This window comes from Arthrobacter sp. TJ-265 (assembly GCF_058269135.1).
In genome coordinates this window covers 148,217-167,779 of the sequence record NZ_JBZCND010000003.1, presented here as the reverse complement: position 1 = coordinate 167,779, position 19,563 = coordinate 148,217, and the positions used below count along the sequence as shown (strand labels likewise).

At 68.5% G+C, this 19,563-nt stretch carries 18 protein-coding genes; 7 read left to right on the top strand and 11 right to left on the bottom strand.

Annotated elements, in window-relative coordinates; genetic code table 11:
* Positions 1-106: 106 nt before the first annotated feature.
* From AC4D2E_RS12405 to AC4D2E_RS12390, 4 genes are all read left to right on the top strand, one after another.
* Positions 107-1,375 (top strand): LssY C-terminal domain-containing protein, encoded by a 1,269-nt coding sequence (locus AC4D2E_RS12405; RefSeq protein ID WP_490952808.1) that lies wholly within the window; start codon positions 107-109, stop codon positions 1,373-1,375.
* A gap of 186 nt (positions 1,376-1,561) precedes the next feature.
* Complete coding sequence (locus tag AC4D2E_RS12400) at positions 1,562-1,984, top strand: hypothetical protein (protein ID WP_490952807.1); 423 nt, start codon at positions 1,562-1,564, stop codon at positions 1,982-1,984.
* Positions 1,985-2,001: 17 nt separating this feature from the next.
* A complete protein-coding gene (locus tag AC4D2E_RS12395) occupies positions 2,002-3,156 on the top strand; it encodes a glutamate--cysteine ligase (protein ID WP_490952806.1) in 1,155 nt (384 codons plus the stop codon).
* A 66-nt stretch (positions 3,157-3,222) separates the two neighbouring features.
* Entirely contained in the window at positions 3,223-4,440 is a 1,218-nt protein-coding gene (locus AC4D2E_RS12390) for a cation:proton antiporter domain-containing protein (protein WP_490952805.1), read from the top strand.
* 28 nt (positions 4,441-4,468) lie between these two features.
* Here AC4D2E_RS12390 and AC4D2E_RS12385 read toward each other — a convergent pair whose 3' ends face one another.
* From AC4D2E_RS12385 to AC4D2E_RS12345, 9 genes are all read right to left on the bottom strand, one after another.
* Positions 4,469-5,353, bottom strand: coding sequence for an NAD-dependent epimerase/dehydratase family protein (locus tag AC4D2E_RS12385; protein WP_104167287.1), 885 nt, complete (start codon positions 5,351-5,353; stop codon positions 4,469-4,471).
* A gap of 68 nt (positions 5,354-5,421) precedes the next feature.
* Positions 5,422-6,252 carry an oxidoreductase gene (locus AC4D2E_RS12380; RefSeq protein WP_104167289.1) on the bottom strand — a complete coding sequence of 277 codons (831 nt, stop codon included), beginning with the start codon at positions 6,250-6,252 and terminating at the stop codon, positions 5,422-5,424.
* Between the two features lie 186 nt (positions 6,253-6,438).
* Positions 6,439-7,572, bottom strand: coding sequence for a Gfo/Idh/MocA family protein (locus tag AC4D2E_RS12375; RefSeq protein WP_490952804.1), 1,134 nt, complete (start codon positions 7,570-7,572; stop codon positions 6,439-6,441).
* Positions 7,557-8,252: a ThuA domain-containing protein gene (locus AC4D2E_RS12370; protein ID WP_104167293.1), complete on the bottom strand. Its 696-nt coding sequence runs from the start codon at positions 8,250-8,252 to the stop codon at positions 7,557-7,559. The genes AC4D2E_RS12375 and AC4D2E_RS12370 overlap by 16 nt, the downstream gene beginning before the upstream one ends.
* Complete coding sequence (locus tag AC4D2E_RS12365) at positions 8,249-9,322, bottom strand: sugar phosphate isomerase/epimerase family protein (RefSeq protein ID WP_490952803.1); 1,074 nt, start codon at positions 9,320-9,322, stop codon at positions 8,249-8,251. The genes AC4D2E_RS12370 and AC4D2E_RS12365 overlap by 4 nt, the downstream gene beginning before the upstream one ends.
* Complete coding sequence (locus AC4D2E_RS12360) at positions 9,315-10,496, bottom strand: Gfo/Idh/MocA family protein (protein WP_490952802.1); 1,182 nt, start codon at positions 10,494-10,496, stop codon at positions 9,315-9,317. Before AC4D2E_RS12360 ends, AC4D2E_RS12365 begins: the two co-directional genes overlap by 8 nt.
* Before the next feature lie 17 nt (positions 10,497-10,513).
* On the bottom strand, positions 10,514-11,404 hold the full coding sequence (locus tag AC4D2E_RS12355) for a carbohydrate ABC transporter permease (protein ID WP_104167299.1): 891 nt from the start codon (positions 11,402-11,404) through the stop codon (positions 10,514-10,516).
* A 3-nt stretch (positions 11,405-11,407) separates the two neighbouring features.
* Complete coding sequence (locus AC4D2E_RS12350; RefSeq protein WP_104168172.1) at positions 11,408-12,295, bottom strand: carbohydrate ABC transporter permease; 888 nt, start codon at positions 12,293-12,295, stop codon at positions 11,408-11,410.
* A 26-nt stretch (positions 12,296-12,321) separates the two neighbouring features.
* Positions 12,322-13,641, bottom strand: a complete 1,320-nt coding sequence (locus AC4D2E_RS12345) for an extracellular solute-binding protein (protein WP_490952801.1) — start codon at positions 13,639-13,641, stop codon at positions 12,322-12,324.
* Positions 13,642-13,919: 278 nt separating this feature from the next.
* Between AC4D2E_RS12345 and AC4D2E_RS12340 the strand changes: the two genes are divergently transcribed.
* Positions 13,920-14,951, top strand: a complete 1,032-nt coding sequence (locus AC4D2E_RS12340; RefSeq protein WP_490952800.1) for a LacI family DNA-binding transcriptional regulator — start codon at positions 13,920-13,922, stop codon at positions 14,949-14,951.
* Positions 14,952-14,977: 26 nt separating this feature from the next.
* Here AC4D2E_RS12340 and AC4D2E_RS12335 read toward each other — a convergent pair whose 3' ends face one another.
* Positions 14,978-15,919, bottom strand: coding sequence for a sugar phosphate isomerase/epimerase family protein (locus AC4D2E_RS12335; RefSeq protein ID WP_104167305.1), 942 nt, complete (start codon positions 15,917-15,919; stop codon positions 14,978-14,980).
* A gap of 85 nt (positions 15,920-16,004) precedes the next feature.
* Positions 16,005-17,429 (bottom strand): GntP family permease, encoded by a 1,425-nt coding sequence (locus tag AC4D2E_RS12330; RefSeq protein WP_490952799.1) that lies wholly within the window; start codon positions 17,427-17,429, stop codon positions 16,005-16,007.
* Positions 17,430-17,660: 231 nt separating this feature from the next.
* On the opposite strand from AC4D2E_RS12330, the gene AC4D2E_RS12325 reads away from it, so the two are divergent.
* Positions 17,661-18,374 (top strand): GntR family transcriptional regulator, encoded by a 714-nt coding sequence (locus AC4D2E_RS12325; protein ID WP_490952798.1) that lies wholly within the window; start codon positions 17,661-17,663, stop codon positions 18,372-18,374.
* Positions 18,375-18,534: 160 nt separating this feature from the next.
* On the top strand, positions 18,535-19,500 hold the full coding sequence (locus tag AC4D2E_RS12320) for a 3-hydroxyacyl-CoA dehydrogenase family protein (protein WP_104168174.1): 966 nt from the start codon (positions 18,535-18,537) through the stop codon (positions 19,498-19,500).
* The last annotated feature ends 63 nt before the right edge of the window (positions 19,501-19,563 follow it).

Genomic DNA, 19,563 nt, shown 5'->3' with positions numbered 1-19,563 from the left:
GACGGGAATCCTCCCGTTCGGGTGATCGGCGGGACCCACGGACGAACCGGGCGGGCCGTGCCCCCCGCCCTTCTACAGCCGGGAACGGGGCGGTACTGTTCTCCGCATGACCGCCCAGCCCGGTGTTGTTCTGCCGGCCCAGGATGGTGCCGGCGCCCGTGACACCGTCATCGATCGTGCCCTGTTCGCGTTCAGCGGTCTTGCCGCTGTCTGGTTCGCCGTCATCCTCCTCGAGGAGACGCTGCAGTGGGGGCAGCTGTGGTTCGGCTTCGTCTTCTGGGTGGTCCTGGCCTACCTGGTCCTCCCCCGGGTGCACCGCATCCTGACGCGCATCTACCTTCCCGACTACTTCATCGGCCGCGCGCGGACGAGCGACGGGCTGCTCGGGGACCCGGTCAACGTCGCACTGCTCGGCAGCGCCCAGCAGCTCCACACGGCGATGCGCCGAGCCGGATGGATCCTCGCGGACGCCGTCGATCTCCGCAGCAGCCGGCGGATCGTCACCGCCACGCTCCGCCGCCGCAGCTACGACCAGGCTCCGGTCAGTCCCCTGTTCCTCTTCGGGCGCCAGCAGGACCTCGCCTACCAGCAGGAGGTGGACAACAGTCCCGGCAAGCGGCACCACATCCGGTTCTGGCCGTGCCCGCCCGGCTGGGTGCTGCCGGGCGGGACGGCTGTCGACTGGCTGGCGGCGGGTACGTACGACCGCTCCGTCGGGCTGTCGCTGTTCACCCTCCAGATCACGCACAAGATCGAGGCGGACACGGACCGGGAGCGGGACTTCGTCCTGGCGTCGCTCCAGGCATCGGACCCCGGCATCGGTGTGAGGGTCATCGAGGACTTCTCCACGGGATACCACTCCCGCAACGGGGGCGGGGACACCATCTCGACGGACGGCAACCTGCCCGTCGTGGACCTCACGGGCGTGGAACCGGACCCGGAGGCACCCCTGCCGCCGGTGGACCAGCGACGAACGACGCCGGCCCCCACCGTGGTCGGCGCGATCCTCGTCGGGTTGCGCGGGCTGGCCGCCCTGGCGCTCGGCCTGGCCCTCCTGGGCGGGTCGGCGGACGCCCTCGTCGCTGCCGGATCGAACGCCCGCGTGCTCCCCGCCGTCGCCGTCGTCCTCCACGCGTTCGGGTTCTTCGAACTGATCCTCGCCCGCTTCGTGCTGCGCGGCGGGAACAGGGCCCGCATCACCGCGATGATCCTCAGTGCGGTCGCCATCACGAGCCAGGCCGTGGTCGCTTTCGGGACCGGTGCGCCCGTGACGTTCGAGACCACGCTCTTGGGGCTCTCGCTCGACATCCTGCTCATCATCGCCCTGTCGAGTCAGCGCTCACGCGAGTTCGCGCATCGGCACCGCCCGGGGTGATCCTGCCCCGGCGGGCGTCGGCACGTCGGGCCGGCCACGCCGTCGGGACCGCGGCGAAGGACCTCCCTCGGAGCGAGCAACATCCTTTGCGGGTGAGGACATGGACGGCTGTGGCGGCCAACAATGGCGGGACCAACGGCGACCGGCACAGCCGCACCACCGCCGCGCTCCAGAGAGGAACCCTCCATGTCGACGACGAAACCCGTTCTGGCCGGATTGATCATGTGTGGGACGGCCGCCGCCCTGATGGTCGGCTGCAGTGCGGCCACCCCGAGCGAGAACACGGACCAGGCCTGCACTTCCGCCGACGCCTTCAGGACCGCGGTGAACGATTTCACGGACACGCTCCGTCCGGGCGCGACCGCCGATGAGGTCCAGGCGGCGCGGGCGGAGGTCCGGCGGACCTTCGACGATCTGATGGAGGAGGGCGGGGACGTGGTCGAGGACAAGAGGGAGGCCCTGAACGAGGCGGTCGGGGAGTTCCAGACGGCGGTCGACGAGGTCCCCGATGGCGCAACCCTGTCCGAGGGCGTCACCGCCCTGCGGGAGGAGGCCGCCAAGGTCGATCTCACGCGCGACGAGTACGTGGCTGAACTCGGGTGCGGCTGACCGGTGAAGGGCGCACCATGAACGCCGAAGGAGTGCGGACGTTCGGCGTGGAGGAGGAACTCCTTCTCGTCGACGGCGGCAGCGGCCTGCCGCTCCCGGCGTCCTGGGCTCTGCTCGAGGAGTACGCGGACGCCGAGGACGGCACCGGGCCGAAGCTCGAGGCCGAGCTGCAGCAGGAGATGATCGAGGTGGTCTCCTCCGCGCCCCGCACGCTGGTGCAGCTGGTGTCCGACGTCGTCCTCGGCCGTGCCGTCGCGGACCGGGCGGCCCGTGTGGTCGGGGCACGGGCGGCCGCCCTGGCCACGTCCCCCCTGCCCGGGCGCCCGCACGTCCACCCGACCGAGCGGTTCGGCAGGATGGTCGACCGGTACGGCGTCCTCGCCCGGGAGAACCTGACGTGCGGCATGCACGTCCACGTCTTCGTGACGTCCCCCCAGGAGGGCGTGGGGGTCCTCGACCGCATCCGCAACTGGCTGCCGGTGCTGGTGGCCCTGAGCGCGAACTCCCCCTTCGTCAACGGACAGGACACCGGTTTCGCCAGCTACCGCTCGCAGGTCTGGCAGGGGTGGCCCTCGGCCGGGCCCTCACCGGTGTACGGGTCGGTGGGCGCCTACCGCGCCCGGGAAGAGGAGCTGATGGCCACCGGGGTCCTCCTGGACCGCAAGATGCTCTACTTCGATGCACGGCTGTCCCAGACGTATCCGACCGTGGAGATCCGGGTGGCCGACGTGTGCCTGTTCGCCGAGGACGCCGGATTGATCGCCGCCCTGGCCCGCGGTCTCGTGGAGACAGCGGCGCGGGACTGGCGCGCCCGCGTGCCTCCGACGAAGATCTCCTCGCCCGCGCTGCGCCTCGCCGGCTGGCAGGCGAGGCTGTCCGGGCTGGGCGCGGACCTCGTGCATCCGCTGACGGGACGCCCGGCACCGGCGTGGGATGTGGTGGCATCCCTGCTGAATCATGTCCTTCCGGCCCTGACCGACGCCGGGGACACCGAGGCCGTGATGGACGGGTTCGTCCGACTGATCGATCGGGGCACCGGCGCCGACCGGCAGCGCGCCGTCCTGCACCGCACCGGCCGCCTGGCGGACGTGGTCACCGATGCCCTGGAGGTCACTCACGCCTTCAACAGGAACGGGACCACGGCGGACGCCGTGGACCCCGGGGTCGGCTGACCCGATGAGGGCCGGTGGTCTTCCCGGGCACCGGACGCAAGTGCACCGAGGAGCCAGGAGGCCCCCATGAACGAGCTGACCATCGTCCTCATCACCGCGGCCCTCTTCGGATGGGCGTTGGTCTCGGCGCGCCTCCAACGGGCCGATCTGACACCGCCGATCGTGTTCCTCGCCCTCGGAGGAGCCCTGGCGGGGCTCGGCCTGGTCGACGGCTCCGCGACTCCGGAGAGGTTCGCCCCCCTCGTCGAGGTCACCCTGGTGTGGGTGCTCTTCTCCGACGCCGCCCGCCTCCGGGCGCAGCAGCTGCGCGGTGACGCGGGCCTGCTCCTGCGGCTCCTGGGCCTCGGTCTGCCGCTGACCATCGTGGTCGGGTGGGCGCTGGCCGCCTGGCTGTTCCCGCAGCAGGGACTGTGGCTGGCCTTCGTGGTGGCTGCCGCGCTGGCCCCGACGGATGCTGCATTGGGGCTTCCCGTGGTGACGAACCCGGCCGTGCCGTCGCGGATCCGCAGGCTGCTCACCGTGGAGAGCGGCCTGAATGACGGCATCACCACTCCCGTCGTCCTGCTGGCCATCGCAGGAGCGGCCGCCGCCGCCGGCGTGGAGGACGCCGAGGGTGCCGGGCCGGCGGTGATCACGCTGCTCATCGGTGTGGTGGTGGGTGCGGTGATCGGAGGCACCGGCGGATGGCTGCTGCGGCGGGCCCGGCAGCACGGGAGTGCCGCGGAGGAGTTCGCGGGCATCGGCGTCCTGGCCCTGGCCCTGCTGGCGTACGCCGGTGCCGTCGAGGTGGGCGGCAACGGATTCGTCGCGGCCTTCTGCGCCGGGTTGGCGTTCGGCATGTTCGCCGGCCCCCGCGCGGAGGGCGAACTAGCCTTCCTCGACCAGACGGGCAGCCTGGTGTCGATGCTCGTGTGGTCGGTCTTCGGGGCCGTCGCCGTCTCCGTCGTCCTGGAACGCATCACCGTGCTGACCGTCGTCTACGCGGTGCTCAGCCTGACGGTGGTGCGCATGGTCCCCGTGGCCCTGTCCCTGATCGGCACCGGCCTCGACCGCCCCACCGTGCTGTTCGTGGGCTGGTTCGGTCCACGCGGGCTGGCGTCCATCGTGTTCGCCCTGCTCGCGCTGGAGGCGCTCGGCCACGAGGCCGACGACGCCGTGGCGGTCATCGCCGTCACCATCCTTCTCAGCGTCCTGGCGCACGGGCTCAGCGCCGCGCCGCTGGCCGCACTGTACGGGCGGGTGTCAGCGGCGTCGACGTCGGCTCCTCCCGCGTCGCGGCCGTGATGGCGGACAGCATCAGCGCCGTCGGGGTCTACTTCGGGAGGCTTCTCCCGTCGGCATCGAGGTAATCGCGCCAGGATCGCCTGGGTGCCCACCCGAGCAGCTGGTGGGCCTTCCTGCTGGAGATGCCCGAAGCGTCCGTACGGTCCAGTGCGCGCAGTTCGATCTGGTCGCCGTAGTACTTCGAGAGGATCTCGGCGAAGTCGTAGCCGCCCACGTTGTCGGGGGATGCGATGTAGAAGACCTCGTGCCCCGGCAGGTCCGACCCGGTGGCGAGGACGATCGCGTCGGCCAGGTCGTAGACGTCGATGTAGCTCCACAGGTTGGGGCTCAGGTTCGAGGCGTCGCGGATCTGCGGCCCGAGGTTGTGCTCGTAGTTGCCCTCGAACTGGACCCAGCTCGGTCGGATGGAGATGCACCGGATGTCCGCCCGGGCCACCGCGGCGTCCATGAGCTGCTCGCCGAAATGCTTGGACAGGGCGTAGGGGTCCTGCGGGCGGATCGGGTGCTCTTCGTCCACGGGTGCGTAGTCGGGCAGGAAGTCACGCTCGGGGAAGAAGAACCCGGGCACGGTCTCGCTCGAGATGTAGACGAAGCGTTCGACGCCGAAGCGGATGGCCGCTTCGAGGACGTTGAACGTTGCCATCAGGTTGGTCTGGAACACGACGTGGGGCGGGTTGCCTGTCGGCTCGGGGATCGCGGCGATGTGCACGACGGCGTCCGCGCCGTGGACGACGGCATAGGCCTGCCCGGCGTCGGTGAGGTCCGCCATCGTGTACCGGGGTGCGTCGTCGGCCTTCCGTTCGAAGCCGGGCCGCGTGAGGTCGGTGGCGTGTACTTCGTGTCCGGCGTCGATCATCGCCTGCGTCGTGGCGCGACCGACCTTTCCATGGGCGCCGGTGATCAGGACTTTCATGGTGTCTCCTCGGGTTGATGCATGTCGATCGGGTCGGTCGGGTCGGTCGGATGTCCGGACGGGGCCGGCTACTCGTCGACCCCGGTGCTCTCGCTGACGTCCCGCCAGGTCTCGAGCGAGGCGAGCTGGGCCCGGAGGACGTCGGCGTGGGCGGTGGTCGCATCGGCCCCGAGGACGAGCACTTCGGGAGGGTCGGCTGAACCCACGGCGGTGATGATGGCCGCTGCCGCTTTGACAGGGTCCCCGGGCTGCGTTCCGTGGGTGGTGTCGTTCTCCTTGCGGCGCTTGCCCGCGGTGTCGGCGTAGTCGTCGATCGCTCCCGCGGACTGCTGGAGGGACCGGCCGGAGAAGTCCGTCCTGAATCCGCCGGGTTCGACGACCATCGCCGTGATACCCAGGGGTTGCAGTTCCTTGCGCAGCGACCCGGTGAGCCCTTCGATCGCGGATTTCACGGCGGCGTAGTAGCCGGAACCCGCCGGGGTGATCCTCGCGCCGATCGAGGACAGGTTCACGATGGTGCCCTCGCGGCGGGACCGCATCTGGGGCAGGACGGCTTTGATCATGTCCACGGCGCCGAAGAAGTGCGTGTCGAACAGGGTGCGCACATCGTCGTCGTCGCCCTCCTCCACGGCGGCGCGGTATCCGTAGCCGGCGTTGTTGACCAGCACGTCGATCCCGCCGAACGTCTCGGTGCCCCGCGTGACGGCCGCCTGTACCTGGCCGCTGTCCGTCACATCGAGGGGAAGGGCGAGCGCCGTGTCAGGGTAGTCCGCCGTGAGGTCCTCGACCTTCGAGGCATCGCGGGCCGTGGCCACCACGTTGTCGCCGCGCTGGAGCGCGGCCTCCGCGAGGGCGCGTCCGAGTCCTGTGGAGCAGCCGGTGATCAGCCAGGTCGTCATAAGGTCTCCTTCGTAGTGCCGGCGCTCCACCGGCGATGCAACCAGTCGATGTCCCGGTCGGGATCGTCACACGGTCCGTGACGAATCAACTCCCGACCGGCGGCCCGGAACGGGGTCCGTCAGCCTCCGTGCCCGAGGACAGGATGATGCCCTCGGGCACGGAGGGTGACGACGGGCGCCTGGAGGTCAGGCGGTGACGGAGACCTCCGCCGGCTCCGTCAGCGGTGCCAGGGGGACCTCGGCCGGCCGGTCCGCGGTACTCCGGACCGGAACCGAGGCGCCGTCCGCCGCCGATTTCAGGAGCGACTCCATGACATCGAGGACGTGGTACGCAAGCTCACCGTTGGCGCGGTGCTGCTCGCCGGCCGGCGTCAGTGCCATGTCGGCGAGTCCGTAGCCCCTGCCGGCGTCGAGGTAGCCTGCGCTGACGGGAAGGACGTCCCACCCGATCTCCCTGTCGTTCTCCCTGTTCGCGAGATCGCAGACTGACACTTCCCCGTCGAAGTAGTTCGGGTCGGGGACCGTCATGCTGGCCTGTTCGCCGTGGATCTCGATGTTGGAGGACCGCGTCTGCACGGCGTCGAAACTCATCACGAGGGTGGAGAGGGCCCCCGATTCATGCACGAGCACACCGGTCACATGCGTGTCGATGGACACGGGCACCGTCTGGCCCGCCCGGGGGCCGCCTCCGATGGTCCGCTCCGAGCGGGTGTGGCTGGCGGCGCCGATCACGGAGGTGACCGGACCCAGCAGGGTGACCAGCGCGGTGACGTAGTACGGGCCCATGTCCAGCAGGGGACCTCCCCCGGGCACGTAGTAGAAGTCCGGATTGGGGTGCCACCGCTCGTGACCGGGGGTGACCATGGTGGCGGTCGCGGAGATGGGCCGGCCGATCAGGCCGCTGTCGATGGCATGGCGGGCCGTCTGGATGCCGGTCCCGAGGACCGTGTCCGGCGCGCACCCCACCCGGACGCCTGCCTCCGCGGCGAGCGCGAGGACCTTCCTGGCCTCGTCCGTGTTCGCTGCCAGGGGTTTCTCGCCGTACACATGCTTCCCGGCGGCGATCGCACGGGTGGCGATCTCCGCGTGCGCTGCGGGGATCGTGAGGTTCAGGACGGTGTCGATCCGGGGGTCGGCCAGCAGTTCGTCCACGGTCAGCGCCCGCACCCCGTCCTGGGACGCCGCCACGGCCTCGGCGCGGCCGAAGTCCAGATCGGCGACGGCCAGGAGGTTCACGGATGGAAGCGATGGCAGGGTCTTCAGGTACTGGGCTACGATCGCTCCGCAGCCGATGATTCCGACGTTCAGCGGCTCGCCCACAGCAAACCCCTTTCGATGATGGTGCGGACGTTCGGGTCGTCGAGGATCTCGACGCGGTGGCCGGGGGTCGAGACGAAGATGCGGCCCTTGCCCCACTGGCGGGTCCAGATGGCGGGAGACGTCACCGGGCGGTGCCAGGGGTCCCATTCGCGGACGGCCTGGGTCGTCGTCGCGAGCACGTCGATGTAGTCGTCGGCCAGCACCCAGTACTGCTCCGTGACGAGGTCGAAGTCCCCGATCCCGCGGGTGATGGGGTGGTCCGCGGCGGCCGGGAGCATGGTGACCCGGTACGGCACGTAGTTGTCGGACTGCTCGCCGATCCTCTCCTCCGGGTGCTTGCCGGGGTGGCACGCGAACTGCCCGCCGATCAGGTGGAGGTAGTCGGACTCGTTGCGGTACGAGTCGGCGATCCCGCCGTGCCAGCCCGCCAGTCCCGTTCCCGCTTCGACCGCCGTCCGGAGACCGGCGAACTCGTCCTTCTCGATGGTGTTCATCGTGTTGCACTGCAGGATCAGGTCCACTGTCGACATGTAGTCCGCGTCGGCGTAGATCTTCGGGGACTCCTCGATCCGCACGGCGAAACCATGCTCCCGGAGGAACGGGATGAATCGATCCGTGGCTTCGACGGGCTGGTGCCCGTCCCATCCCCCGCGGACGACGAGAGCTTCCTTGCTGGTCATGGTGCCTCTTTCGTGATCGGTCGCTCACGGCCCTGCGCCGGAGCTGAGAATGCTGCGTCGAAGGACGCGGCCGACGGGGCTATCGTCGCCAGGTCCCGCACGAGGGCGAGTGCCTGCGGGGCGCCGACGAGCCGGTCCATGCCGGCGTCCTCCCATTCGATGCTGGTCGGCCCCTGGTAGCCGATCGAGTTGAGCATGCGGAAGATCGGATTCCACGGGACGTCGCCGTGGCCTGCCGTGACGAAGTCCCACCCCCTGCGCGGGTCGCCCCAGGCCAGATGCGAGCCGAGCCGGCCGTTGCGGCCGTTCAACTGTCGGACGGATTCCTTCACGTGGACGTGGAAGATGTGCGGCGCGAAGTCCTGGAGGAACATCACCGGGTCGAGGTCCTGCCAGATGAAGTGCGAGGGGTCGAAGTTGAGACCGAATCCGGGCCTGTCGCTCATGATGTCCAGGGTCCGTCGGGCGGTCCAGTAGTCGTAGGCGATCTCGGACGGGTGGACCTCGAGGGCGAAACGGACCCCTTCGGCGTCGAACACGTCCATGATGGGGTTCCATCGGGCGGCGAAGTCCTCGTAGCCCCGGGTGATCATCTGTTCGGATGCGGGCGGGAACATCGCCACGTACTTCCAGATCGACGAGCCGGTGAAACCGGTCACCAGGGATGCTCCGAGGCGTGCTGCTGCTCGTGCGGTGTCCTGCAGGACACCCGCGGCCCGCTGCCGGACGCCCTCGGCATCCCCGTCTCCCCAGACGTCGGGGGCGAGGATGGCGCGGTGGCGTTCATCGATCGGGTCGTCGCAGACGGCCTGCCCGGTGAGGTGGTTCGCGATCGCATGGACGGTGAGGTTGTTCTTCTCCAGGACGCGGAGCTTGGACTGGACGTAGGCGTCGTCGTGCGCTGCCCGCACGGGGTCGAGGTGATCTCCCCAGCAGGCGATCTCCAGGCCGTCGAACCCCCACTCGCCGGCGAGACGCGCCACCTCCTCGAACGGCAGGTCCGCCCATTGCCCCGTGAACAGCGTCACGGGGCGCGGCGGCGTGCCCGCGGCCGGGACGGCGTCAGACATGCTGCCACCCCGAATCGCTCGAGGCGGACTGCTCGACGGCGTGCAGGACCCTCTGCACCCGCAGCGCCTCGTCGAACGACGGCGACGGCGTCCGACCGTCCGCGATGGCGTGCACGAGGTCCACCACCTGGTGCGTGAACCCGTGCTCATACCCGAGACCGTGCCCGGCGGGCCACCAGTTGCCGGTGTACGGGTGGTCGGGCTCCGTGACGTTGATGGTGCTGAAGCCTGCGGTCTCCGCCGGCACCGTTCCGTCGTAGAACTCGAGGGAGTTCATGTTCTCGAAGTCGAAGGCCAGCGAGCCGAGGGTTCCGTTCACCTCCAGTCGCATCGAGTTCTTCCGGCCGAGCGCGAAGCGGGTGGCCTCGAAGACGCCGATCGCTCCCCCGTCGAAGCGCGCACTGAAGATCGCCGCGTCGTCCACGGTGACCTGGCCGGTCCCGCCGTCGTCCGCACCCGATCCACCGAGGCCCACGCGCGTCCCGCTGAGGGGGCGCTCGTGCACGAAGGTGTTCAGGAGCGCCGAGACGCCCGAGATCTCCAGCCCGGTCACGTACTGGGCAGCATCGATGCTGTGCGCTCCGATGTCGCCGAGGGCCCCCGACCCCGACTTGGTCCTGTCCAGGCGCCACGTCATCGGCGCCTTCGCGTCCGACAGCCAGTCCTGGAGGTATTGCGCCCGGACGTGCCGGACCGTTCCCAGCCTCCCCTGCTCGACGAGCCGGCGGGCAAGGGTCAGCGCGGGCGTCCGGCGGTAGGAGAATCCGCACATCGCGAAGACGCCCTTCTCCGCGGCGTCCCGTGCCGCGACCGCCATCCGCTCGGCTTCCTGCACGGAGTTGGCGAGGGGCTTCTCGCAGAGCACGTGCTTTCCCGCCTCGAGCGCTGCGATCGCGATCTCGGCGTGCGTGTCGCCCGGCGTGCAGATGTCGATCAGGTCGACGTCGTCCCGCTCCACGAGCGACCGCCAGTCCGTTTCCGTGTCCTGCCACCCCATCGTGTCGGCGGCGGCTTTGACGGCCGTCGCGTCACGCCCGGCGAGGACCGCGAGTTCGGGGTGGAGGGGGAGGTCGAAGAAGCGCGGCGCCGTTCGCCAGGCGTGGGAATGCATCGCTCCCATGAAGGCGTAGCCGACCATACCGACCCTCAGGTCAGGTCTCAGTGTGGGTGCCATAGGGCTGCGGTTCCTTTCTACTTGTTGAAACCGGCGGTCAGTCCGCTGACGAGCTGGCGGCGGGCCAGCGCGTAGAGGACCACCAGGGGAAGGGTGGAGAGCACGACGGCCGCGAGCACCGCAGGGATGTTCACCGTGAACTCGTCCTGGAAGGCCCAGAGGGAGAGCGGCAGGACCCGCTTGTCGGGGCTCTGCGTGAGGATCAGCGGGAAGAGGAAGCCGTTCCACACGTGCAGGGCGTTGTAGATGGCGATCGTGACCACCGCGGGGCGGACCAGCGGTAGGGCGAGGCGCCACATCATGGTGAACTCCGAGCACCCGTCGAGCCGCATGGACTCGAAGAGCTCGCGGGGTACGTCCCGGAGGAAGTTCGAGAGGATCAGTACGGAGATCGGGATGGCGAAGGCGATCGACGGCAGGATCAGGGCAAGCAGGGTGTCGTAGAGGTTCGCCCTCGTGATCATGAAGTAGATCGGGATGATCGTCGCCTGCAGCGGGATGGCCAGCCCCATCAGGAAGAGCGTGTTCGCGGACGCGATGATGCGCCCGTGTCCCCTCACCATCGCGTAGGCGGCCATGAAGGAGACCGCGGTGGCCGGGATGACACTTCCCAGCGTCACGATCACGCTGTTGGCGAAGTATCGGACGAAGTCGGCCTCCAGAACCGTCCGGTAGTTGGCCAGTGTCGGCTCGGTGGGCGGCGCCAGGGGATTCGACCCGAAGAAGCCTGCCTGATTCTTGAGGCTCGTGATGACCACGTAGTAGATGGGCAGGATGATCAGCGCGAGCCATACCCACCCCCCGAGGCCTCCGAGGAAATTGGGCGTACGCCGACCCAGCCGCTTCCGCTGACCGCGCTCATCCGATTGCGCCGGGGCACCAGGTGCCGCATCGGTGACTATTGCCATGGCCTACGCTCCTTCCAATTGGCTTGCGCTGCGGTTTTTGCCGCCGATCCGCTGCAGGACGAGCGCGAGGACCAGGCCGACGACGACGAGGATCACACCCAGGGCGCTGGCCGCGCCCATGTCGTTCGCCCTGAACCCGGTGAGGTACATGTGCAGCGGGAGGAGACGGGTTGCGTACCCCGGGCCGCCGGCCGTCAGGATGAAGATGAGATCGAAGTACGCCAGCGATCCCAGCACCATCAGGGTGGACGAGGTGATGATGGTGTACTTCAGCTGCGGCAGCGTGATGTGGATGAACTGCTGCACGCGGCCCGCCCCGTCGATCTGGGCGGCCTCGTAGAAGGAGGCCGGGATCTGCCGCACCCCACCCTGGTAGATCAGGGTGTGGAAGGGCACGAACTGCCACGCGATGACGAAGATGACCACGAAGAGCACCAGATCTTCGTTGCCGAGCCAGTTCTGCGCCAGCGCAGGTATCCCCAGTCCCGGCCCCATCCCGAAGTTCGGATCCAGCAGTGCCTTGAAGGCGATGGCCACCGCTGCCGATGACAGCAGGAGCGGGACGAAGTACAGGACGGCCAGCAGCGCCCTGTACCGCTGGTTGCCGGCGGTGAACACGCCCAGGAGGAGACTGATGGGGACCTGCACCACGAGGGAGTAGACCATGATCTTCGCCGTGACGACGAGAGCGTTGAGGGTCACCGAATCCGTGAGGGCCGTCTGCCAGCTGTCCAGTCCCGCCCACGAGATCGCACCGAGTCCGTTCCAGCTGGTGAAGCTGAGGAACACCACCCCGAGCAGGGGGACGACGGCGAAGGTCAGAAAGAAGACCAGCGCCGGGACCACCATCCACGCCGAGGGACCCTCGGTCCGGGGACCCCGGACCGCCATCCCGGGCTTGGGCTTCAGGATGGTGCTCATTTACCGAGCGTTGCGTTCATGTTCTCGGCGAACTGCTCCGGCGTGATCTGACCGATGAAGATCTGGTCCAGATTCGCGAGCATGGCGTCTCCCTGGGCAGGGCTGAGCGCCTGGTCCCACGAGAGCTGGAAGCTCGGCGCGTCCTGCGCGAGACCGTAGACGAACTCGACGAAGTCCTTGTCCTCGGACTGTGCCAGCTGGTCCTCGATGCCGTTGACGGCGGGAACGGCGCCGGAATCGATCATCGCCTGGGTGTACTCCTCGCTGAACAGCTCGTCCTTGAGGTAGGCCAGCGCGTCGTCCTTCTGCTCGTCGGACGCCGTGGACGAGAGGGACCACATGTTGGCAGGATTCCCCACCACGTTGGCCGGATCGCCCGCTCCGCCCTCGACCGCGGGGAAGGGGACGAAACCGACCTCACCCGATTCGACGAACTCCGGAGCATCGTTCTTCAGGTTCTGGTAGACCCAGCCGCCATGCACCATCATGGCGGCGCGGTCCGTGTAGAGGAGGGCGCTGTCCGCTCCGGCGTCAGCCGCGATGGAGGAGAAGCCGTTGACGAAACCGTCCGCGTCGACCAGTTCCTGGATCTTGGTCAGCGCTTCGATGACCGCGGGGTCGGACCAGGCGCCCTCTTCACCGTCCAGGATCGACTGGAAGACCTCGGGCCCACCGATCCGGTCCACCAGATAGGACAGCCACATCAGGTTCGGCCACTTGGACTGGCCGGCCAGGGCGAAGGGGGCGATTCCCGCGTCGTTGAACTTGGGGACCAGCGCCATCAGCTCGTCCCACGTCTCGGGGGGCTCGGCGCCGATCTGCTCGAACACCTGCTTGTTGTAGTAGAGGACGACGGGCTGCATGTTGTTGTTGGGCAGGGCGTACGTCTTGCCGTCGATCACCCCGTTCTCGAGGACGGAGGGGATGTAGCGATCCTTGACGTCGGGGTTCTCGGCGAGGAACTCGTCGAGTTCGTCGACGTGCCCGGCGTCCACGTAGGACTTGAGGACGCCTCCGCCCCAGCCGTAGATGAAACTGGGCCCCTCACCCGCTCCCACCGCCGTGCGCACCTTGGTCTTGTAGGCGTCGTTGGCGAAGAATTCCTGGTTGATCGACTTGTCCGGGTTCTCCTCGTTCCAGCGCTCGACCGACGAGCGGAAGATGTCCTCACTGCTACCCGTGAGGGCCCACATGGTGGGAGAACTGGAATCAGCGGCAGGATCCGCCGGGCCGCTGGATCCGCAGGCGGTGAGGCCGAGGGCGAGCGCGAGGGCCGAGGCCGTGGCGGTCAGGGTCTTGGTAGTTCGCATGTTCATCAGTTCTTCCGTAGTCGACTCGGCGTCATGGGTGACGTCTGGCGGGAATAGGCAGGTCAGTTCCACGGGGACGCGGTCGCTGACCGCCACGCTGCGGAACGGAATTCGAAATGTTTTCGATAACAACAAACTTACAAGGTAAAGTAACTCACATCACATCGGTGAGGTCAATGGCCTTCCAGTCGGCGTTTTTCGGCGGGTCCCACCAGCGCTTCACAGGGGCGCAGCAGTGTGGAAGCCTTGCCCGTGACGTCGCATACGAGGAGAAAGTCGAAACATTGTCGGAACTCGAAGTCAGGACGAGAGCCACGCTGGGGTCGGTCGCGGCACTCGCGGGAGTGTCGATCCCTACCGTGTCCAAGGTCATCAACGCCCGGGAGGACGTCGCCCCGGCCACGAGGAAGCGGGTCCTGGAGGCCCTCCGCACCGCCGAGTACCGACCACCCGGGCAGCGCCATGCGCTGGCTCCGCCGACGTCGACGCTCATCGACGTCGCGGTGGACAGCGTGACGACGGCGTACTACGCGGAGGTGATGGACGGGATCCTGGAATGCGCCGAGAGCCACGGCCTCGAGATCGTGCTGTCGACGACGGGCCGACCGCATCGCGAACCCCGCGACCTGGCCGAGAACATGCAGTCCCAGGGCCGCCGCGGCCTGGTCCTCGTGACATCCCGATGGTCTCCGAAGGAGATCAGGGAGGTGAAGAAGCGGGGGATCGCCGTCGTGGTCATCGACCCCATCAACCCACCGGGCACGGGCGTGGCCAGCGTCGGAGCGACGAACTGGGCAGGAGGCAAGGCGGCCACCGAGCATCTCCTCGGTCTCGGCCATTCCCGCATCGCGTTCATCGGCGGACCGACGAGCGCGGAGTGCAGCCAGGACCGCGAGCACGGCTATGCCGCGGCCCTGCTCGAGCGCGGGATCCCCCTCTCCGAGGACTACGTGCTGGCGGGGACCTTCGACCCGGCGACAGGACGCCGCAGTGCTGCCCGCCTCCTCGCCCTTGACGAGCCGCCGCAGGCCATCTTCGCCGCGTCGGACAGCATCGCCCTGGGCGTGCTCACCGAAGCCCATGCCCGAGGTGTCTCCGTACCGGGAGAGTTGAGCGTCATCGGCTTCGACGGGACCTATCTCAGCGAACAGACCTCTCCCCAACTCACCACCGTCGCCCAGCCCCTGCGGGAGATGGGAAGGACCGCCGTCCGCGCCCTGATCCGGGAGATGGAGGGCGAGAAACCCGATCTGACGCGGGTCGAGCTGGCGACCCAGCTCATCGTCCGGTCCTCGACGGCTCCGCCACCCTCCTGACCCGGGTCCTGTCCCCGGCCGCCGCATCAGCCCTCGGGCAGCTTCGCCTTCAGGATGTCCCGGATGTAGTCCCGGTTCATGGCCGTGACGCTGAGGCCGTCGCCACCGTAGTGCTCCACGCACATGGGTCCGTCGAAGCCGGCCTCGAGAGCCATCCCGATGGCTTCGCGATAGTTGATGAATCCGAGGGCCAGCGGCGCCGGCGCGGAGGCATAGGCGCCGGTGGCGGGGTCGTAGTCCCGGAAGTAGTTCTTGAGCTGCCAGTAGTTGGTGTACGGCAGCATCTTGGTCAGCATCTCCCGCCAGTCCTCCACCTCGCGATGCAGGCGCACGATGTTCCCGATGTCGGGGCAGAGCCCCACGGTGGGCAGGTCCACGGCGGTGACCAGCTGGACCGAACTGTCGGCCGTGCCGAGGAAGGTCCCCTCGTACATCTCGAGGGAGATGCTGACACCCCGCGCGGCGCCGTACTCGCCGAGTTCCCGGAACCGCGCCGCCGCCTTGTCCCGGTTGTCCTGCGTGTCCTCGTCCTCGACCCCGGGCGCCAGCCAGAACCAGGTCGCTGCCTTCTGGGCCTCCGTGAACGGGTCGTGCAGGCCCAGGCACACCATGGGTACCTCCAGGTCCGCGGCAGCGTCGATGGTCCGCTTCACGTAGGCGATGTTCTGTTGCGCCTGGTCCTCGTCGGGCGTGATCACGCTCTTGCGCGTCACCGCGATGTCGCTGAAGGCCAGATCGTAGGCGCGGGCCGTCTTCAGCAGCTGCCTCCTGCCTTCGGTATCGAGGTCGCCGGGGCGGACCCAGGAGTCGGTGAGGTCCACGTGGTCGAAGCCGGCGGCGCGGACCTCACGGAGCGTCTGCCGCCACGCCTCCGGCCCCGCCGCGGTGCGGTCACGGCCGTCCGCGGTGGTTCCGGTGAAGTTGAGCAGGGCAGCGCCGATTGGCCAGGTCTCGGGCGTAGGGGTCATGGTGTTCTCCTTGGTTTCGGGGATGGGCGGACGGACGGGTGGACGCATGGGACGGGGCTGGACGTCCGACGACGGGCACTCTGCCTCAGGCGGCGATGACGTAGACGACGCAGGCGAGGGCGAAGGCCATGAAGCCGATCGCGGTGCCGACGACGGTCCAGGTCTTCAGGGTGGTGACCGTGTCGAAGCCGCAGAACTTGCCGATCAGCCAGAAGCCGGAGTCGTTGACGTGGGAGAACGTGATCGACCCGGCGCAGATCGCCACCACGATCGCGGCCAGCGCGACGCCGGACAACCCCAGTTCCGCGACTGCGGGAGCCATGATGGAACCGGCCGTGGTGGCGGCGACGGTGGCCGATCCCTGTGCCACGCGGAAGGCCACCGCGACGAGGAATCCCGCGAGGATCACCGGGAGGCCCATGGCATCGAGGCCGTCGGCGATGGTGGTGCCGATGCCGGTCTCCGTGAGCACACGGCCGAAGGCGCCGCCGGCGCCGGTGATGAGGATGATCGAGCATACGGGGGCCAGGGCGTTGTCGACGAGGTCCTCGAGGGCGCCGCCCACGCGTCCACGGCCGCGGCGCGGCCGCATGTAGAGCAGGTACATCGCGGACAGGGCGGCGATGAGCAGGGCCACGGGCGTGTTGCCGATCAGCCTCGAGAGCTGGAAGAGCGTGTTGTCCTCGCCGACCGCGCCACTCGCCTCGAGGGTCGAGAACAGGGTGTTGAAGAAGATCAACACCAGGGGCAGCAGGAGCACGAAGATGATGGTCCAGAAGCCGGGACGGGGGATGTCGTCGTCGAGGTCCGCCTCCCCCAGCAGGTTGGGGACGGGCATGTTCGGGTAACGCCTGGCGATGATGAGGCTCAGCCTGTACCCGGCGAGATACCAGGTGGGCAGGCCCACGAGGAGGGCGATCAGCACCACCATGCCCACGTCCGCTCCCATGACGGTGGCAGCGGCGGTGGGGCCGGGATGCGGCGGAGTCAAGGCGTGCATCATCAGGAAGGCGCCGATGGAGGGCAGGACGTACAGCATGAACGAGCCGCCGAGCCGGCGGGCGACCGTGTAGATGATGGGCAGCATCACGATGAAGCCGGCATCGAGGAAGATCGGGAAGGCGTAGAAGAGCGAAGCGACCGCGAGGGCCAGGGGTGCCCTCTTCTCGCCGAACCGGCGGAGCATCGCGTCGGCGAGCACCTGCGCACCACCCGAGATCTCGACCAGCCGGCCGAGGACCGCGCCGAAGCCCACGAGCAGGGCGACAGTGCCGACGGTGGTGCTGAACCCGGCGATCACCACGGTCATGACATCGGCGACACCGATACCGGCCGCCAGCGCGGTGAGCACACTGATGATGATCAGTGCGAAGAAGGCATGGAGGCGCACCTTGATGATGAGCAGCAGGAGGGCCACGATGGCCGCGACGGCGATGACCATGAGCGCCCAGGAGGGCCTCTCGGCCAGGACCAGGGCGTCGTCGACGGCGGCTGGAAGGAGGATTGGCATGACGGGAGCACCTTTGATCGCATCGGTTGAGCCGTCGGGACCACATGTGTGCTGGAGCACACCCCGACTCTGATTGGGCACCACCCTATAGGATATTTTCAGATCGGGCGCACCTGATGGTTCGTCCCGAATCCGCTCACCGCAGTGTCAGCTGCTGTCGAGGTGAGCGGCTCCCCGCCGCGGGGCTCGTGGGAGAATTCAGGACATGACAGCAGGAAGCAGGACAGAGCCGTGAGTGAGGGCCGTGCGGGTGGATCCTGGGTGGAGCGCAGCGTCCTCGCCGACCAGGTGTACAAGCAGGTCCTCTCCCGCCTGATGGACGGCAAGCTCTCCTCCGGGGACCCGCTCAGCATCGACGGCACGGCGCGCGAGCTCGGGGTGTCGCCGACCCCGGTGCGGGAGGCGCTGGCCCGCCTCGAGTCGACGGGGCTGGTGACCCGCGCCGCACTGCGGGGATACCGGGTGGCCCCCATGCTCAGCCACGTGGAACTGTCCGACCTGATGGACGCGCGCCTGCTGCTGGAGCCGCACAACGCCGAAGTGGCGTGCCACCGCGCGGATGCAGCCTTCCTGGAGGCCCTCCGGCAATCGATCGATGATCTGCGGGTGGCTCCGAACGGCCCGCACTTCTCCGACTACCGGTCCTACTGGGAGGCGGATGAGCGCTTCCACCGACTGATCGTGGAGCAGACCGCCAACAAATTCCTGCTGAGCGCCTACGACTCCCTCGGCGGACACGTGCACCGGTTCCGGTTGTTCAGCGGTGTCGGCGTGCGTGATGCCGAAAGCGCCATCGACGAGCACACGAGGATCCTCACCGCGATGCGGCGGGGCGATGCGGGGGCCGCGCGCGTCGCCATGGCCAGCCACATCTACGGCGTGAGCGAGCGCGCGATCCACGAGTACGAGGCCTCGGACGAGACCACGCCGGACAGGTCCGCGTAGGGCTGCACCCACGGGCGTGACGGTTGACACCATCCGGGACCGCGTGGATCCTATAGGAACACGATCCGCGCCCCCACCGGCCCTGATTCCTCGCCGGGACACGGCCGGTGTGGTGGCGCGTCAACGCGCAGTACCGTGCACATCAGAGGAGATGCGGCTCATGGCTCAACGTTCAGTGGCAGTTGTCGGTTCGGGTTATATGGGCGGAGGCATCGCGCAGGTCCTGGCTCTCGGCGGGGCGAAGGTGGCGCTCGCCGACGTATCCCAGGAGATCGCCGAGAAGAACCTCGAACGCCTGATCGGTGAAGCCGAACGGTTCGTCACGGACGGCCTCTTCCCCGCGGATGCCGTCCAGCGCCTGCGGGACCAGCTGTGGGCCGCCCCGAGCATCGAGGAGGCCGTCGCGGATGCCTCCTACATCGAGGAGGCCGTCCCGGAGATCCTCGACATCAAACACGGCACCCTCCGCCGGATCAGCGACGCCGCACCCGCGGACGCGGTGATCGGCTCGAACACGTCCACCATCCTGATCGCCAAGCTCGCCGAGGCGGTCGAGAACCCCGGCCGGTTCCTCGGCGTCCATTTCTCGAACCCGGCACCCTTCATCCCGGGCGTCGAGGTCATCCCCCACGCGGGGACGACGCCGGAGACGGTCGAGGTCGCCCGGGAGATCGTCGCACTGACCGGCAAGAAGGCGGCCGTCGTGAAGGACGTGACCGGTTTCGTCCTCAACCGCCTCCAGTACGCGCTGTTCCATGAGGCTGCCCAGGTCGTGGAGCAGGGCATCGCATCGGCGGAGGACGTGGACACCCTCGTCCGGACCACGTTCGGGTTCCGGTTGCCGTTCTTCGGCCCCTTCGCCATCGCCGACATGGCCGGCCTCGACGTCTACTCCTTCTGCTACGCCTCCCTGCAGACCTCCTTCCCCGAGCGCTTCGCCACACCCGCGATCCTCCAGGACCTCGTGGACGCGGGAAAGCTCGGGACGAAGTCCGGCGCCGGGTTCCTGGACATCCCGGCCGAACGGACGGACGACCTGGTCGCGTACCGCAACAAGGCCTACGTGGCCATGGCCGGACTGCTGAACGAGCTCGGCCCGAGCCCTGCCGAAGAGTCCGCGAAGTAGCAGCGCAGCGGAACCCTGCCCACCCCGGGCCATCGGCGGCGCGACGCAATGCGTGGCGCCGCC

Excerpts from the sequence above, each read along its gene's own strand:
- AC4D2E_RS12405 (WP_490952808.1), top strand. The coding sequence starts at position 107 with ATGACCGCCCAGCCCGGTGTTGTTCTGCCGGCCCAGGATGGTGCCGGC.
- AC4D2E_RS12400 (WP_490952807.1), top strand. The coding sequence starts at position 1,562 with ATGTCGACGACGAAACCCGTTCTGGCCGGATTGATCATGTGTGGGACG.
- AC4D2E_RS12395 (WP_490952806.1), top strand. The coding sequence starts at position 2,002 with ATGAACGCCGAAGGAGTGCGGACGTTCGGCGTGGAGGAGGAACTCCTT.
- AC4D2E_RS12390 (WP_490952805.1), top strand. The coding sequence starts at position 3,223 with ATGAACGAGCTGACCATCGTCCTCATCACCGCGGCCCTCTTCGGATGG.
- AC4D2E_RS12385 (WP_104167287.1), bottom strand. The coding sequence starts at position 5,353 with ATGAAAGTCCTGATCACCGGCGCCCATGGAAAGGTCGGTCGCGCCACG.
- AC4D2E_RS12380 (WP_104167289.1), bottom strand. The coding sequence starts at position 6,252 with ATGACGACCTGGCTGATCACCGGCTGCTCCACAGGACTCGGACGCGCC.
- AC4D2E_RS12370 (WP_104167293.1), bottom strand. The coding sequence starts at position 8,252 with ATGACCAGCAAGGAAGCTCTCGTCGTCCGCGGGGGATGGGACGGGCAC.
- AC4D2E_RS12365 (WP_490952803.1), bottom strand. The coding sequence starts at position 9,322 with ATGTCTGACGCCGTCCCGGCCGCGGGCACGCCGCCGCGCCCCGTGACG.
- AC4D2E_RS12360 (WP_490952802.1), bottom strand. The coding sequence starts at position 10,496 with ATGGCACCCACACTGAGACCTGACCTGAGGGTCGGTATGGTCGGCTAC.
- AC4D2E_RS12355 (WP_104167299.1), bottom strand. The coding sequence starts at position 11,404 with ATGGCAATAGTCACCGATGCGGCACCTGGTGCCCCGGCGCAATCGGAT.
- AC4D2E_RS12350 (WP_104168172.1), bottom strand. The coding sequence starts at position 12,295 with ATGGCGGTCCGGGGTCCCCGGACCGAGGGTCCCTCGGCGTGGATGGTG.
- AC4D2E_RS12345 (WP_490952801.1), bottom strand. The coding sequence starts at position 13,641 with ATGAACATGCGAACTACCAAGACCCTGACCGCCACGGCCTCGGCCCTC.
- AC4D2E_RS12335 (WP_104167305.1), bottom strand. The coding sequence starts at position 15,919 with ATGACCCCTACGCCCGAGACCTGGCCAATCGGCGCTGCCCTGCTCAAC.
- AC4D2E_RS12330 (WP_490952799.1), bottom strand. The coding sequence starts at position 17,429 with ATGCCAATCCTCCTTCCAGCCGCCGTCGACGACGCCCTGGTCCTGGCC.
- AC4D2E_RS12320 (WP_104168174.1), top strand. The coding sequence starts at position 18,535 with ATGGCTCAACGTTCAGTGGCAGTTGTCGGTTCGGGTTATATGGGCGGA.